16 protein-coding genes are annotated in these 16,857 nt (G+C 35.9%); 2 read left to right on the forward strand and 14 right to left on the reverse strand.

Going from position 1 to position 16,857, the window contains the following annotated elements:
- Positions 1-8 precede the first annotated feature (8 nt).
- The 14 genes from ID741_RS15470 to ID741_RS15535 form a co-directional block, all read right to left on the reverse strand.
- The gene (locus ID741_RS15470) at positions 9-1,481 is read right to left on the reverse strand and encodes a UbiD family decarboxylase (RefSeq protein ID WP_438720640.1); all 1,473 of its coding nucleotides are present in this window, start codon (positions 1,479-1,481) and stop codon (positions 9-11) included.
- 79 nt (positions 1,482-1,560) lie between these two features.
- The gene (locus ID741_RS15475; protein ID WP_438720642.1) at positions 1,561-2,433 is read right to left on the reverse strand and encodes a LysR family transcriptional regulator; all 873 of its coding nucleotides are present in this window, start codon (positions 2,431-2,433) and stop codon (positions 1,561-1,563) included.
- A gap of 82 nt (positions 2,434-2,515) precedes the next feature.
- Positions 2,516-4,270, reverse strand: coding sequence for a carbon starvation CstA family protein (locus ID741_RS15480; RefSeq protein WP_438720643.1), 1,755 nt, complete (start codon positions 4,268-4,270; stop codon positions 2,516-2,518).
- Positions 4,271-4,467: 197 nt separating this feature from the next.
- A complete protein-coding gene (locus ID741_RS15485; RefSeq protein ID WP_438720644.1) occupies positions 4,468-5,139 on the reverse strand; it encodes a hypothetical protein in 672 nt (223 codons plus the stop codon).
- Positions 5,140-5,150: 11 nt separating this feature from the next.
- The gene (locus tag ID741_RS15490; protein WP_438720645.1) at positions 5,151-6,269 is read right to left on the reverse strand and encodes an NAD(P)-dependent alcohol dehydrogenase; all 1,119 of its coding nucleotides are present in this window, start codon (positions 6,267-6,269) and stop codon (positions 5,151-5,153) included.
- A gap of 13 nt (positions 6,270-6,282) precedes the next feature.
- Positions 6,283-7,344 carry a butyrate kinase gene (gene buk / locus ID741_RS15495; RefSeq protein ID WP_438720646.1) on the reverse strand — a complete coding sequence of 354 codons (1,062 nt, stop codon included), beginning with the start codon at positions 7,342-7,344 and terminating at the stop codon, positions 6,283-6,285.
- A 4-nt stretch (positions 7,345-7,348) separates the two neighbouring features.
- Positions 7,349-8,230, reverse strand: coding sequence for a phosphate acyltransferase (locus tag ID741_RS15500; protein WP_438720647.1), 882 nt, complete (start codon positions 8,228-8,230; stop codon positions 7,349-7,351).
- A gap of 8 nt (positions 8,231-8,238) precedes the next feature.
- Complete coding sequence (locus ID741_RS15505) at positions 8,239-9,597, reverse strand: aldehyde dehydrogenase family protein (protein ID WP_438720649.1); 1,359 nt, start codon at positions 9,595-9,597, stop codon at positions 8,239-8,241.
- 104 nt (positions 9,598-9,701) lie between these two features.
- Complete coding sequence (locus tag ID741_RS15510; RefSeq protein ID WP_438720650.1) at positions 9,702-10,292, reverse strand: TetR/AcrR family transcriptional regulator; 591 nt, start codon at positions 10,290-10,292, stop codon at positions 9,702-9,704.
- A 225-nt stretch (positions 10,293-10,517) separates the two neighbouring features.
- Entirely contained in the window at positions 10,518-10,643 is a 126-nt protein-coding gene (locus ID741_RS15515; protein WP_281419018.1) for a hypothetical protein, read from the reverse strand.
- 119 nt (positions 10,644-10,762) lie between these two features.
- Positions 10,763-11,296: a GNAT family N-acetyltransferase gene (locus ID741_RS15520; RefSeq protein ID WP_438721239.1), complete on the reverse strand. Its 534-nt coding sequence runs from the start codon at positions 11,294-11,296 to the stop codon at positions 10,763-10,765.
- Positions 11,297-11,362: 66 nt separating this feature from the next.
- On the reverse strand, positions 11,363-12,007 hold the full coding sequence (locus ID741_RS15525) for a TetR/AcrR family transcriptional regulator (RefSeq protein WP_438720651.1): 645 nt from the start codon (positions 12,005-12,007) through the stop codon (positions 11,363-11,365).
- Between the two features lie 180 nt (positions 12,008-12,187).
- Complete coding sequence (locus ID741_RS15530) at positions 12,188-12,541, reverse strand: hypothetical protein (protein WP_438720652.1); 354 nt, start codon at positions 12,539-12,541, stop codon at positions 12,188-12,190.
- Positions 12,542-12,554: 13 nt separating this feature from the next.
- Positions 12,555-14,939, reverse strand: coding sequence for a Xaa-Pro dipeptidyl-peptidase (locus ID741_RS15535; RefSeq protein WP_438720653.1), 2,385 nt, complete (start codon positions 14,937-14,939; stop codon positions 12,555-12,557).
- A 163-nt stretch (positions 14,940-15,102) separates the two neighbouring features.
- Between ID741_RS15535 and ID741_RS15540 the strand changes: the two genes are divergently transcribed.
- Entirely contained in the window at positions 15,103-15,837 is a 735-nt protein-coding gene (locus ID741_RS15540; protein ID WP_438720654.1) for an epoxyqueuosine reductase QueH, read from the forward strand.
- Positions 15,838-15,964: 127 nt separating this feature from the next.
- Positions 15,965-16,846, forward strand: coding sequence for a helix-turn-helix transcriptional regulator (locus ID741_RS15545; protein WP_438720655.1), 882 nt, complete (start codon positions 15,965-15,967; stop codon positions 16,844-16,846).
- Positions 16,847-16,857: the final 11 nt, after the last annotated feature.

Consider the following 16,857-nt stretch of genomic DNA (forward strand, 5'->3'; position numbering starts at 1 on the left):
CTACTCACCTATTTCAAATATTTTTCCCAATCTGGTACTTCTTTAAATTGTGCCCGTTCAAATTGATCTTTCAAATCAAAAGGTACCGTACCATCTAAAATTGTTTTACAGCTCATTCCTCTTACCCGAATCGATTTTGGATCATACTCTGGTCGTTCAGATGGGTCTAATGGATGATTTCTCATACCGGGTAAAACGATAATGTCTTGGTCTCCTTGGAACCGAGTATTTAGAGTCCACATTACATCATTCATATCAAAAATATCCACATCATCATCAACTAAAATTACTGTTTTCAGTTCTTTAAAGGCAGATAACGCTAAAATTGCTGCTTGTCTCTGAATTCCTTCATCCGCATCAGTTTCTTTATGAATTTGTAGAATTGTCATAAATTTACCGCCACCAGCTGGTGGATTATAAACATTGACCACTTTTCCCGGAATTGCTTTGTCCACCAAGTCTAAAATGCTAGCTTCAGTTGGAATCCCAGCCATCGATACATGTTCTTCACTGGGACCAATTGTTGTTTGCATGATTGGACGGTCTTTTCGATGTGTAATCGCTTTGACTTTTAACACATTTACGGCAGGATTCGCATCACCATTATAACCAGGAAATTCCGGCATCGCTTTACCTGTATTGGTATTGATATCTTCACGAATCGTTTCGTGGGGTAAAATTTCTGCCTCAATCACAAATTCCGCTCGTGCCAAACCGACTTCATCCACTGCGACACCATCAACTAATTGAACTGGTTGGTTTCGTAAAGCTCCGGCAATCCATAATTCATTGTAGCCAAGTGGGGTAGTTGGTGGCTCAAAAGTTGTCCCAATCGAAATAGCAGGATCCAAACCAATATTAATCGTTACAGGCATTGGTTTATTTAATGCTTCATATTGTTTTTGGAAATGACCAATATGCCGACCTCCTGGCATAATGTACATACCGATTGTATCTTTATCTTCTAATACCATCCGGTGAATCGTCACATCACTCATAGTTTTATCGGGATCAGATCCGTAAACAACCCCCATTGTGATATAAGGCCCAGCATCATATTCCGTATTAGTTGGTGCCGCTAAAATTTTGCGAATATCAAAATCCTCATCCGTTGCTAAGTGGATTACTTCTTGCGCGGGTGCTTTTTTCTGAGAAACTTTTACTGGTTTGACTGGGTTTTGGACAGAATCCTTTAAAAGTCGACCTAATGTTTGATAATCATGATGAAAAATTTTTCCAACCCGTCTGCGACTAGCTAAAATACCTGTTAAAACTCGAGTATCAGGAAATCCCTTAACATTATTAAACATCATGGCAGGACCTTCTTGAGTTGGTCGCATAATCGTTCCACCTGCGCCAATATAGCGATAAACACCAGCTAATTCAGCATGAGGATCAACTAGTTCATCGGTTTCATGATATTGTCCTGGCATTTCTTTTAATTCGGCTAATACTTTTCGTAGATCGTATAATTCACTCATCAAAAAACCTTCTTTCTTGCTCTCTATGTTTATAGTTTAAGAGGCAAGTGAAGAAAGTTCAATTCGACTTATTTATTTTCTATTCCAAATTGGAATATTCTTTTTTCAAAAACTGCCAAAATTTTTGGACTGCTTCATTTCCTTCTGGACCCTTCTCGAAATAAAGATAACTGGTTTGTTCTGGTGCAATTGGAATAGTTTTTATTTCATTAGATTGTTTCGTTTGAGTCGTTTTCTCCATCACTAAAGCAACACCAATCCCTTGATTTACCATACTTAAGATTAATTCGATCCGGGTTCCTTGATAACCAATTTTAGGTGTAAAGCCATTTTGCTGGCAAAGTTCAATTACAGAATAATAAATTTCCTTATGGTTTCCTAAAAATAAAAAATTCTCATTTTTTAACTGTCCTAGTTGAATTGATTTTTCTTGAGCCAATGGATGTTTTGCCGGTAATACCACTACTAATCGATCTTTTTCTGTCAATAAATACTCATTTCCTTCAAGTAATGTCAGTGATCGCAGGAAGCTCAGACTATTATTGGCAGCGGGTAAGGCCAGATCATCGGCTTCAGCTTCATGTAATTGCAGCTGAATTTGTGGATGTTTCACTAAGAATGTTGTCAAGCTAGCGAACCCTTGATAATTAGGCATAGTAGGAATAGCATGGATAATTAAGGATAAATCTTGTTGTTGCTTAAAAGTAATTAACTGCTGTTGCAGGCCTTGATAATCTCTTAATATTTGTTGGGCAAAGGGCAAAATGAGTTCGCCAGCTTCAGTCAAATGAACATGATGCTTACGCTCAAATAATTGACTATCTAATTCTTTTTCCAAAGCAGTAATTTTTTTTGAAACATTGCTTTGAGTAGTGAAATTTTCGGCTGCAGTGTCACTATAATTTAACGTTTCAGCCAAATCTACAAATAATTGAAGCTTCTGGAAATCCATCTATTTTCTCCTATTCCATTTTAGAATATTTTAACACAAAAAAACTAGCTACCTGAATACAATCGAGATAGCTAGTGAAAAATTATTTTACTTCTGGTGCAACATCTTTTACTTTTTCTTTAGTATCAACTGCAAACAATGCTTTTAGACATTTGACCGCTACCATGATACCCAATCCTAATAGTAATAATGCAAACACTAGTTGCAAACCATCAGATAATAAAACAAATTGGCCCGCTTGTGCTTCTGCAGGAATCGTAATTAAGAATTGTGTCGCTGACATCATTTTAGCAACTAAACGATACAACGAAATTCCTAATGCTGTGAAAGTCACAGCTAACATAATAGCCATCGGAATATAAAACATCACGCCAGATTTTTTAGCTGTTTTCATATAAACAGCTACGGCGATCATTACCATTGCGGCTAATAATTGATTGGCTGAACCAAATAATGGCCAAACACTGTTGTAACCACCCAAAGCTAGCACAAAACCAGCTGCTAAAGTTACGATTGTCGCCACATATTTATTAGTTAATAATTTAGCAATACCAGTGGTTTCACCTTCAGTATTCATAAAGAATTCTTGTAAACTCATACGACCAATTCTTGCTACTGAATCTAATGAAGTCAATGCCAAGGCAGATACACACATCGTCATAAACGCTTGAGCAACTGTGATTGGTAAACCAAAGTTTGCTAAGAATCCAGCAACTGAACCAGAGAAAATTTGAAATGGTGTACCTTCAGGTAATTGACCATTTTTGGCTACTGCACCAGCTACGACTAATGCTACGACAGCTAAAACACATTCACACATCATAGAACCATAACTAATTGGTCGCATATCTTTTTCATTTTTTACTTGTTTAGATGACGTTCCTGAAGAAACCAAACTATGGAAACCAGATACCGCTCCACAAGCGACAGTAATAAAAAGAATCGGGAATAAGTAGTTCATATTGCCATTAGCATCGGCAATTGCAAATCCGTTAAATGCATTCAATTCAATCGTTGGATTTTGCATAACTAAACCTAATACAGCAGCAATGATCATTCCTAACAGCATATATGTGCTTAGGAAATCACGAGGTGCCATTAACAACCACATTGGCATGACTGAAGCTAAAAATAAATAAGCAAAAACAATCAACAACCATGTGCTTTTATCTGCAAAGATTGGGAAACTCATACCGATTGCTAAAGTAATTAACAATACCACAATACCAAAAACATGCATTTTCCAACCACTAAGATGAACCCGTTTCATGATCAAGCCAACGATTACTGCCGCAACAATAAACAACATTGAAATTGAAGCTGCTGAAGCATTCGCATTGTTAACTGATTGTGCGACATCTGGTGTTAAACCGTTAAATGTTGTTGCTACGATATCCCCAAAGGCTGCAATAACTAATAAAGAGAAAAGCCAACAGAATAATAAGAATAATTGCTTACCAACTTTACCAATATACTTTTCAATAATTAGTCCAATCGATTTACCTTCATTTTTAACTGATGCATACATCGCACCAAAATCATGAACGGCGCCAAAGAAAATTCCGCCAAATAAAATCCATAAAAATGCTGGTACCCAACCAAACATCGCGGCGATAATCGGACCAGTCACCGGACCTGCCCCCGTTATGGAAGAAAACTGATGACTAAATACCACAAACGCTGGTTCTGGCGTATAGTCTTCGCCGTCTTCTAATGCATAAGCAGGTGTCTGAGCTTTCGGATCAACGCCCCATTTCTTTTCTAACCAACGAGAATACCCAAAATAAGCTGCTAGAAAACAAATAATTGCAAACACCAATAATACGACTCCGTTCATAAAATTCACTCCCTTTTTACATGATATGTTCATGATATTCTCATATTTACCTTTGAATGTAAAGAGAATTTTACAAATTTTCTGAATATTTCTGCCGTATTTCCATCAATTCTAGCTGGGCTACTAATTAACAAGGTGGTGTGAACTAAAGCTAAATAATAAAAAGAGCAAGAATCCGAAAATTCTTGCTTAAATATTTATGCAATTGCACCGTCATCATCACTCATTTGACTACTTTTCTTAGCTGCAAAAGATAAAATAATCCCTAAAGCTATCGAGCTGAAGGCAGCTACCACTACGCGAACATTTTCAGGTAATAGAAAGACAACCGTATGAACTGGAATCCAAAAACAAATTCCTACCTTCAACCAATTAAAAGTCACAAAGCTTGGCCAATCAATTTGTTTAACAATCCCTTTTAAAGTGCTGGTTTTGTTTTGGCTTCGATTATCAATCAATACATCCAAGACACGATGAAAAGTATTCATTGCTGGTGCGAAAGTCAGATTCATGATTGATGAACCAAACAATGCTTGAGCTAATGGTACTTCGAAGAATGGTAATAAGCCTTCCATTTGAGCTAAACCGGCTCCTCCCATGAAGATTGGGAAAACCAAAGTGACCATTAAACCAATCACACCCCAGACTACCGCTCGGGAAAAAACTTCTTTAGAAAGTTGGTAATTCCCTGTCACAATTCGTTTGCCTAATAAATCACCCATGGTTGCTAAAATGCCAAATTGGATAAATCCACCAAGGTAAGGATGAGCACCACTTTGCGCCATAATCGCCGCTCGGGTAGCAGGAATGACAAATAATAAGATTAAACTAGCCATGATTGCTAGCCAAATAACATCTCCTTTTTTCATTAGCGAGCCTCCTAACTAGGTGGTTGATAAGCTTTGTCCATGACAACTACTGCTTTAATCACTTCACCGCTTAATGAATCAGCTTCAGCTTGATTGATGTCTTCAAAGTCATAATATTTTACAAATTGGTCAAAAGGAAATTCTCCTCGTTGATAAAAATCAATTAGGTTTGGCAAATGATACTTAGCAATCGTATCGCCAATTAAAACGCCTCGCACTTTTTTATTTCCGAAAACTAAATCAAAGAAAGTATTCACTTCAAATTCTTTTTTAGTCACCGCTAAAGGTACAAAGGTGCCCGAGTTTGCTAGCGAATGTAAAGCTTGAGTCATTACTGGTGGCACACCAGTTGAATCAATCACATAATCTAGACCCTTACCATCAGTCAATTCCATAATAAAGTCTTGCGGATTTGCTTGACTACTGTTTAAAATATGGCTTGCTCCCAATTCTTGGGCTTTTTCCAAACGCTGATCATTGATATCAATTGCCACAATCGGATAACAACCAGCGATTTTTGCCGCCATAACTGCCGCAAAACCAACTGCACCTGTTCCAAAGATCGCAATTCCTTCACCTACAGAAGGATTCAAAACTCTTAAAACTGCGCCACTACCAGTACCTAGCCCGCATCCAAGAGGACCTAATAAACGTAAATCAATTTCTTTTGATACTTTTACTACATTCGATTCATCCGTTAAGCTATAAGTAGCAAAGGAAGATTGATTAAAGAAATTATTAACTGCTTCTCCCCCGTCAGTGTGTAAAACATATTCTCCACGTGGGTTCTTTCCGATATTATTAACTGTGAACCATTTTTCACAACTGGAAGGATGACCGTCTGTACAATGACGGCATTCACCACAATAAGCATAAGATAAAATTACATGATCACCTGGTTCAACTGAAGTAACTGCGTCGCCGACTCTCTCAACAATGCCTGAACCCTCATGACCTAAAACATTGGGAAATTCGATACTATTGCCGTTTCTTTCTCCGTAGTCAGAACGACACAATCCACTAGCTACAATTTTGACTAACACATCTGTTTGTCCCACTTCAGCTAATTCAATCTCGCTAATTTCATAAGGGGCACCTTTTTCTTTAACGACCGCTGCTTTGATTTTCATGAACAAGCTCCTTTCAATAATTAAATAGTTGTAATTCTTCTTCCCCTAAGACGACACGTTCCCCACCTTTTGATAAAGCAATCATTTCATGTTCTCCTGCTTCAATGACTACTGGAGCAATAAACTGGACTCTTTTACTGACACCACTCGCTACTTTTTGTGAGTGGGACACACCACCTGTTAAAGCAATTCGATCAATTTTCCCATCAGTTACTGTTGCTAGACTACCTATCGCTTTGGCTATCTGATAAATAAAAGCCTCATAAACAATCGCTAATTCTTGATTTCCGGCTGAAATTTCTGCTTCAATTTCTCTGGCATCGCTAGTTCCAGCGTATGATTTTAAACCACCTTCTCTTTTGTATAACCGGAGCATTTCACTTTTACTATGGGTTTCACATAAATCAAAGACATATTTTAAAGGTAATCCCCCGGTTCTTTCAGTTGAAAAAGGTCCTTCGTCGTCAGAAATTGAATCAATCATCCGTCCTTGGCTGTGTATGCTGACTGAATTCCCACCGCCTAAATGGGCGACAATAAAATTGCCATTTTGATAATCAATTCCAGCTTCTCGTGCGACCTTCATAGCAACTGCCCGCATATTTAATGCATGACCAATACTTTTACGCGGTACACCTTTTAATCCAGAAACACGTGCTACGTCATCAAATTCATCAACTGAAACAGGATCATAAATCATCGCAATCGTTCTTTTGTTGGCTTGTTCTTTTAATTCATAAGCCAGCAAGGCGCCTAAATTTGATGGATGATCAATTTTTGTTTTCTTAGTTAAGTAATCTAACATCGGTTGATTAACTTCATAAGCTCCAGCAGTCACTGGCGGTAAAATACCGCCGCGTCCAACAATTGTATCTAATTGAGTTAAATCAATTTTTTTCTCAGCTAAGAATGACAAAATATGATTTCGTCGATAATCAAGCTGATCACTGACATATTTAAAATCTTGTAATTCTTCCACCGGATAATCAATGCTCATCTCTTCAATAATTTCACCATCAACATAATAGGCAATCTTTGTAGAGGTAGAGCCTGGATTTAAAGCTAAAATTTTCACAAGATCACTCCTTACTACAGTACATAGCGACTAAGATTGAATAAGCTTTTTCTTTTTCATTTGATCCACGAGATACCATGACAATTGGTACTTTGGCCCCCATAACAATTCCAGCCATGGTAGCTTTCGAAAAGCCAGTTAAACTTTTTCCTAAAACATTCATAGTGGTAATATCTGGTCCAACTAACACGTCTGCTTCACCCGCAACTGGATTTTCGTAGTGTTTAATTTCAGCAATTTCACGATTGGTTGCTAAATCAAAAGAAATCGGACCAACTATTTCAAAATCGGCTGTTTCAGCAAATTCGGCTGCTAATTCTTGTGCTTCAACGCTAGAGGTAATTTTCGGATTGACAATTTCTGCAGCTGCCAATAAACCAACTTTCGGCTTTTTGACACCCAGTTTTTGCATAACTTTCACACCATGAGCAATCAAGGTTCTTTTTTCGGTTTTAGTTGGTTGTAAGACCATGCCACCATCTGTTGTTAATAATAATTTATGGTAATTGGGAATATCATTAACTGCCACATGAGTCAGTAGTTGTTCAGCAATTCCAAGTTCTTTATTGACAATCGCCTTTAAAAAAGTGCGAGTCGCTAAATGCCCTTTCATTAAACAGTCTAACTTTCCTTCTTTAACTAATTGAACTGCAAGAGCTGCACTAGCCTCTTCACTTTCTGAAGGAACAACTTCTGCATGATAATCAAATGTAGCTAATAAATCAGTGATAATTTGACTATCACCGATTAAAACTGGCTGGACATAATCAATTACTAAAGGATTAAAAACTGCTTGAATACTGATTTTATCATGGGGACAAACTACGCCGATCCGGACCTTTTGTTTTACGTCAATTTTTTTTAAGAGACTTTTAAATTTATCCATTTTCTCACCTAATCCCAAGGTGATCCTGTATCTTTGGCTTCAATTGGCATTGCGATTCGTGAAATATTAATTAAATGTTTGTAATATAAATTTTCTGAAATAATGTTATTTCCCCATGAACCACAACCTAATGAAACAGTTGGATTTAAGCCGTTTGCAGGTGAGCCGCCGGCATCAATTGTTGGTTGGTTAATGACTAATCGGCTCACTGGCAATGCCTCACCAACATAAATCATATGTTCTTTATTGTGACTAAACAAACCAGCTGAGTGACCGGCGCCTTCTAATTGTAGATTTTCTTTTGCAAAACCAACTGCTTCTTCAAAGCTTTGATAGCTCTTCAATGCTAGAACTGGAACCATTTTTTCTTTACAGAACAATTCTGCTTTGCCATTTTCTTCGACTTTTACAGCAATAATTTGACTACCTTCAGGTAATGAAACATCAGCTGCTTTAGCAATAATATCAGGATCCTGACCGATCATTTCTGGATTAGCTACCCCTTCTGGAAAGACAACTTTTCTCAAACGATCAACCTCAGCTGGATCGGAAATGACTGCTGCTTGATTTTTAGCTAATTCTGCAAAAACTTCGGCTTCTTTTTCTGCTGGATAAATCAAACTTTGCTGGCAAGCACAGACAATCCCATTATCAAATGAGCGTCCAATAACACTTAACTCCGCTGCTGCTGCCACATCAAAATCCTCATCCAAAATTGCTTGAACATTCCCAGGCCCAACACCATAGGCTGGATGGCCACTGGAATAAGCAGAACGAACAAGACCTGGCCCACCAGTTGCCACAATTAAATCAACATTTTTCATTAATTCTTGAGACAACTCAATACTTGGTTCTTCAATTACTTGCAACAAATTTCTGGGTGCACCAATGCTTTCTAAAGCATCGCACATAATGTCAATTGTTTTTTTCGTTGTCTTTTTTGAGCGAGGATGTGGCGAAACAATCATGGCATTTTTTCCTTTTAATGCCATTAAGCCATTACCAAGCGGTGTGATAGTTGGATTTGTTGTTGGTGTAACTGAACCGATGACTCCTCTTGGATGTGCAATTTCAATCAGACCTTCTTCTGGTATTTCTCTGATGATACCTACCGATGGTTTGTTTTTTAATGAGCTAAAAATATTCGCCGCCATATCTTGATTTTTACCAATTTTGTGGTCGATACGACCAAGCCTTGTTTCTTCCACTGCAAGTTTTGCTAAAGGTTCTGCTTGTTCAAAAATTGCTTTTGACATCGTATAAAGCATATCATCCACCTGTTTTTGATCATAATTAGCAATTTCCTCCATTGCTGTGCGGGCTTTTGCAACCATCTCTTCAATTGTCATTTTAAAAGCTCCTTTCATTTTTGACATACATCACTGTATGTTTACAAACTTAGTCTAACAAGTAATTGAAAGCGTTGTCAATAAAGTGAAAAAAAAAACTTGTCGAATTTAACTTCAACAAGCTACAAAATTTTTTTCAACTGAGAAAAAATAATTTCTAAATTATTATTAATGACTGATAATTTATAGGTCGGTTTTACTTCTTTAGGGATGCCAGAGACATACATTCCTTCAAAGTAAGTATAAAAAAGACTGGCTAACTCGCTGGCCTGAGAAGCTTCGCATCCAATTGTCAATAAACCTGTTTCAAAAAATTGATACAACCGTAGTTTAGAAGCTTGAATCTCTTGATACACTTCAGAAAACTCAGCCTCTGTTTCCAAGGTTTGCATGGATTGTTGCAGGAATTTAAAATTTTTGAGATGTTTGGTTGGTACATGAATCAAACGAGCTGTCTTTTCTTGAAAATCCCATTGGTCATTTTGAATAATTTTTTCTTTTTCCAATTGAATTTTACTTAATACCTCTTTGATCACTTCTTTAAATATTTGACTTTTATTCTCAAAGTGCCAATAAGCTGCTCCACGACTGACTGAAGCTGACCGTGAAATCTTTTCCAAAGAAGGACTTTGAAAACCAAATTCATAAAAATTATTAAATGCAGCTGTTAACAAACGTTCTCTTGTTTGCAAACTATCTTCTTTTCGTGACATAGAAACTCCTTTTTATAACAAAAAATTTTTTAGCATGTGGAAAAAAAGTGGAGAATTATGATAAAAATTTTAGAATTCATTTTTACTCTGTGAAAAATGTGCAAGCGTTTTACTTGACTATAACATAGATCAAATTAAAAAGCTTCAACTAGGTAAGTTTGACCTAACTGAAGCTTTTTCTCGGAAAAAACAAAAATAAGCTGACGGCCAAAGCCCCAACTTCCTTTAGAATATTTTCCCGGTAGAAACGGCATAGACTGCTAAAGAGATCAATATAACTAAACCTAACATTTCAATTAAAATGTCGCTAGTCTTGACCGGTGATTGCGATTTTAACGCATTCTTCTTCATGGTCTGTTTTTGCCCTCCTCAATTTACTTGACGATGTAAGGATACCACTCTTTCAGAAAAATAATAAAGGGTAATTCAACATGTTTTACATGAGAATACAGTGGCAACTTTATCATTTATTACAGTTCAGAATAAGGAATCACTGCCTCAACTTGGTTTTTTGGTTCTTGTAAAAATTTTTGCATCCAAATGACATCATGCCATTGATTAAATTTGTAACCGATTTTCTTAAATTCAGCAACCTTTTGATAGCCAAATTTTTCGTGAAAGGTGACACTATTATCATTTCCACCCGTTATACAAGCCGTCAAAACTAAAATGTTTTGTTTCTTCAATTCATTTTCTAAAGCATCATACAACATTTTTCCGGTTCCTTTTGCCTGATCTTTTACTGACACATAGACAGTCACTTCCACGGCCCAATCATAGGCCGCTCTTTCTTTGTAGGAGTGAGCATAAGCATAGCCAACAATTTTTTCTTCTTCAACAGCTACTAAATAAGGAAACTGCTGTAAAGTTCCACTGATTCTTTGGGTAAAATCGGCAATGGTTGGTACTGTGTATTCAAAAGTAATATTGGTATTAAGGACGTAAGGTCGGTATATTTCTAATAATTGAGTGGCATCTTTTATTGTGGCAGTTCGAATTTTTATCATTTTTCACCTCTTATTTTTTGAATATTCTAACATGAATAACATCATATAAAAAGCCCTCAAAAATTAATTTGAGGACGGTTGTTCTCTTCTGGCTTTTTCCGTTAGTATTTCTAATAGTTGGAGCGAGTCAACATTTTGATAATCAATTTCAGGAATACCTACTAAACCATATAAAAATAAGTGTAGTAATTGATGATTGAAATGGAAGCCTTCTGCTTTAAATTTTTTATTCTTCTGAATATTCACAGCAGCTTGAATATAAGATAAAATGGTTACTCGTTGAATTTTTTTGTCAATATCATGAGTACTGTATCCTAAATTGATAAATCTTAAATAAACTGAGTCTACCCATTTTTCAACTTCTTCTTGAATCTGATTGACTGAAGCAAGGTCTGATAAGATGTGATCTTCAAAATTGCGTTCAATAATTACTGATAGTTGATTATTTATTAATTCAATAGCTTTAACCAACTTTTGAGAATACTCCATTGTTGTAGCATAAATGTCACTTAATTCTTCTTCTATCGGCTCGATCATTAATAAGATAATCAACCTAAATAATTCTTTTTTATCATGAAAGTTGTGTTTAATGGCAAATACGCTTGTATCTGACGCTTCAGCAATTTTATCTAACGTAACCTTCCCATATTTTTCACTTTTAAACATCGAAAGCGCTGTATTAAAAATCATCTCTCTTTTAGTACTCACAACAAATCCCTCACTTTAGCTTTCTTAATTACAAATAAATATAACATATATAAATTATAAATTAAATCCTTATTCATTGATATTTATTCAAAATTCTAAAATAATAGTAACTTATTTAACATTTATGTAATAAATTAAAAAACCGATACAATTTATTTAATAAATTGTATCGGTTTTATTTTAAATTGTTTTCGTTGTGTAACCTGTTTCAAAAATTTCAGTCAAAACCAATTGCAAATTTTCATCAGACAAGTACGTCAAAGGAAAATCAGCCATGTTCTCATAATGATGATAGTCGCTACCAAAAAAATGAACCGGCATCAACTCCAAACCCTGACTACCAAAACCATCAATGACGGATGCACCATAATGGTTAGGAAAACGATAGATAATTTGATTGTTGTCCTCGTAGCCCACACCTTTAAAAGCGTAGCGACAATACTTTCGACACAAGGTTCGATCAGATTGACGTTTTTGAAGCCGCTTGGCAAAGTCACGCGACATTTTTTGCTGAAAATCCTCAAAATCTGTCATTTTTTCGCCTCAATTAATCCAATGGTAAAGTTAAACGTGATTCATTAAAATCAATCGTGTAATCAATGTCTTGATTGCCGCGAACAGTATACGCAAAATCTGTTCCATAAATGGCTAAGCCTAACTTATGTCCTTTGACTAGTCGATAAATCGTTGGATGTAAATCAATTTCTACATCAACAAATTCTCCGGCGATTAAATCATTGACTTTCCATGGATTTTCACGATTTTGTAAATTGATATGACCACGGGTAATAACTTTATACTCAGTTGGTGCCCCTAGTTTCATTTCAACTAAGTTGTCTTCTCGCCAATTTTGTCCTAATTGTAGTCCTTTTAATGCCAAAGTGTCTGGCACAGGTTTTAATCGTTTCGCTGTACCAAAATCAATTAACTCAAAATTCAACATGCCAAAATCAACTGAAGAAGACACTCTAACCTTAACTTTTACTCGGCCGTTAATCAGCAATTCTTCATTTAATTCTGACGTTTTTGCTAAATATCGATGACCTTCCATTGCATCATCTGTCAGCATTTCTGTTTCCCATAATGGGTTATTTTTACTATACCGTTCGTATTGTGCGATTGGTAATTTATCAGAGAAAGTTGTTTCACCATTGGTTTCGTTTTCCGATAATTCATTTTTATCGAAATAATAGACTTTTTCTTCCATGCCTTTCCAATCGTTGAACGTTTCCCAAGTATCTTCTTTAGTATTATTTTGAACCAATAAATCTGGTAAAATTTCTTTAGCATTATTTTCGACACCATAAAGCTTATGAGAAAACCACAAATTCATCATATCGTGAAAATCAAGCGATGGCATATTGTTAATATAAATATGTTGCCCTTGGTGTAAAATTAATTTTTTCGATACTGGTACATCTTTTAGCGCATCCCACAAATCACCAACTTGACGTGGTTTCACATTCCAATCATTTAAGCCATGTACCATGACTACATCACATTTAATATCTTTAATAAATGGCAAGTAATTTCTTTCATCCCAGAAAGTATTGTAGTTTCCAGTGGTACGATCTTGCAATACCGCCATTTCTTTCAAGTAGCTATTGAAGAAATCTTTGGTGTGTAAATAATCTCCTGCATTATGCATTTTAGAGAAAGTTTCAACCGCTAATACATCGGCATCTTCTCCTGGAAATCCACCTGGTGCAATTACTAACCCATTGTCGCGATAATATTGGTACCAATCAGAAATCGCTGCTTCAGAAATAATTGTTTCCAAGCCTTCTACTTGTCGAGTCGCACAAGCAGTCGCTAAAGTGCCCAAATATGATTTCCCAGTCATGGCAACTTTTCCATTTGACCACCAAGCTTTAATTTCGATATTATCTATTCGATTGGTAAAAGCCCGACGATTTCCTGCTAACCATTCAATATAAGCAACCATTGCTGTAGTCTGTGCTACTGAGCCACAAGTTTGAATACCATCTGAATCTTGTGTCCCGATTGCAGCACCATAAACAACTGCAAAACCACGAGCTAAGAAGTAATCATTTAGTGTATAGCTTCCTTCTCGTGTGAAAGTTTCAGTTGCATATTTACTTTCACCGTTGACTGCTCTTTCAGCAGGAATCGTTTCATCTTTTCCTTTAAAGCGAATTTGCTCATAAGGAGTATCCTTTGGTTCTTTTCTTTCTAATGGAACATTTACATCATAAGTTAAAGCTTCTCCGGCAGGACCATTTACTCCTTGTGCGTAGGGACTAGCGGTAAATAATGTAGGTACTTTTAAACCAGTTTCTGTTTCTGATGGCCGTAAAATTTCTAGCTTTAATAAATCACGATTACCATCTAAATCAGTATCTAATGGTGCTTCTACATAGACGACCTCACGGATTAATTTATCTGTCGCAAATACAGCTTGGGCCTTTCCATTGAAAAAGTAAGGTTTAGGTAATTCTTTGTCAGCATAAAAACCTTGATTTGCTAATTTATCAATGAAAGCCAAACCATTTTTAGTATGCGTATTTAATAATAAATACCAAGCTTCGATTAATACATCTGGATCAGTAAAATCGCCCTCTACAACTGGGATATTGATTTTAACTAAATCTTCTTCTAAAGTCTCTACATTGAAATCAATTTCATTAAAGAATTCCAACTGTTGTAAAGCTACAGTATAGAAAACTTTTTTTGTTAATACTTGTTTTTCTTGATAAAAATTTGCTAAATCAGAAGTTTCAGTCGCCAAGAAATTACCAAGTTTTGCGATAAAACCACTCTCGTCTTTAACCTTTAATAAACTTTTTTGTAAAAATTCAAACCATAATGCTGTACCGTCTGTTGCACTTCCAGTTAGAAACTGTAGCTCTTGCAATTCCTGCTTAGCATCAGCTAACGAAGTTTTTTTCAAACCAAACTGATTGATTTTCATGAAATGTCCTCCTTTAATTTTAACAAGTCAATTATATCAAAGAACCGCAGGTACTCGCCTTAAAGTTTGATGAAAACACTTTCTTTTTTTTAAGAAAGTACGGGGCTGAGGATGCTACTTTCAAATTTTCTTATTTTTGTTATAATACCAACAGGTGATGAGAATGATAGATGCAACAACGATTGTAGATAAAATGAAAAATCAAAAGGTCAATTACGACCGTGTGTTACATAAAATGATTCAAGATTGGGAAAAACAAGTAGCCCGTCCCAAAATTTTGATTCATTCTTGCTGTGCACCTTGCAGCACTTATACTTTGGAATTTTTAACTGAATATGCCGATGTAACGATCTTTTTTGCCAATTCAAATATTCATCCAGAAAGTGAATATCAACGGCGCGTTTTAGTTCAAAAGAAATTTATTGATGATTTTAATGAAAATACTGGTAATACAGTTGATTTAATCGTCGATGATTATAAGCCAAATGAATTTGTTAAAATGGTGATTGAAAATAATTTGACTGAAGAACGTGAAGGTGGAGCCCGTTGCTCTGCGTGCTTTAATATGCGTCTAGATTTAGCTGCTAAGGAAGCTGTTGAGCGGGGTTATGATTACTTTGGTTCAGCTTTAACAATTTCTCCAAAGAAAAACAGTCAATTGATTAATCAAATTGGAATGGATATCCAAAAAATTTACGATACTAATTATTTGCCAAGCGACTTTAAGAAAAATTCAGGCTATAAACGTTCGGTAGAAATGTGCAAAGAATATGACGTCTATCGTCAATGTTATTGTGGTTGTGTTTTTGCGGCAAAACAACAAGGTGTTGATTTGAAAACAATCAACAAAGAAGCCAAAGCTTATGTTGCTGAACATCAAGATGAAATAGATTTCTAACGGCAGTTGATCTGCCGTTTTTTGCTGTTACATCGGTATTCTACTAAGAGTAGAGTCATGAATTCCTTAAAAACTATTCATTTTTCGAGTTTATTTTGCTAAACTTTCAAAAAAGAGGAGGCAGCATATGGAAAATAATTTAAGTCAACAATTAAAAAATTATCGCGCAAATCATCATCTGACACAAAAAGAGTTGGCTGCCCTTTTACATGTGTCAGATAAAACAATTTCAAAATGGGAACGTCAAGCAGGTCTACCGGATATTGCAACTTTGAAACAAATTTCGAATTTATTAAATATATCGCTTGACGAATTGTTAGATCCAGAAGCGCCACCCACTTATTTTGAATTTTGCAGTTCATTTATGATTGGTCTGCTTCCATTAATTCATATAGTCATTCCTAATTTTAATTGGTTTTATCGGCAAAACTTTACTAAAAAAGAATTGTTTCATCAGCTAAGAGAACTGCCAAAAGCCACTGGCATTTTTAGTTTAGCTTTATTTTCACGGGGAATTGTTTCCTTTGGCATCGTTTCTCAAGGAATTTTCAGTCTTGGTGTTTTCTCTTTTGGATTGGTTTCCATCGGTGCCATTTCTACCGGTTTACTGGCTTTTGGCAATTTTACAGCTGGATTAGCTGGCTTTGGTAACTTTTCGATTGGCATATTAAGCATGGGGAATTTTGGTTTAGGTCTGTTGGCCTTGGGAAATTTCGCTGCTGGTTATTTAGCCATCGCCAATCGTCCATTAGCCAGTTTAAGTCAGTCAATGCCTAATCATTTTCAAACAAATGATGTGATTCGAGCTTTAGAAAATTTGAAAGAGCAAGGTGGCTCAATCTTTTTAATCAATCCATTACTCACTGTTTTACAGTCTCCTGCATTGTTATCTGGTGGCATTATTTTATTGGTAACTATCGTCTTACTCGCAGTCAGTTTTTTACTCTATGGTTTAATCCAAATGAAAAAAGACTTTTTCCCAAATAGAAGACCTCAAAAGCTAGTCTAGCTTTTGAGATC

It is taken from the genome of Enterococcus sp. AZ103 (genome assembly GCF_051714685.1).
GTDB lineage: Bacteria > Bacillota > Bacilli > Lactobacillales > Enterococcaceae > Enterococcus_A > Enterococcus_A alishanensis.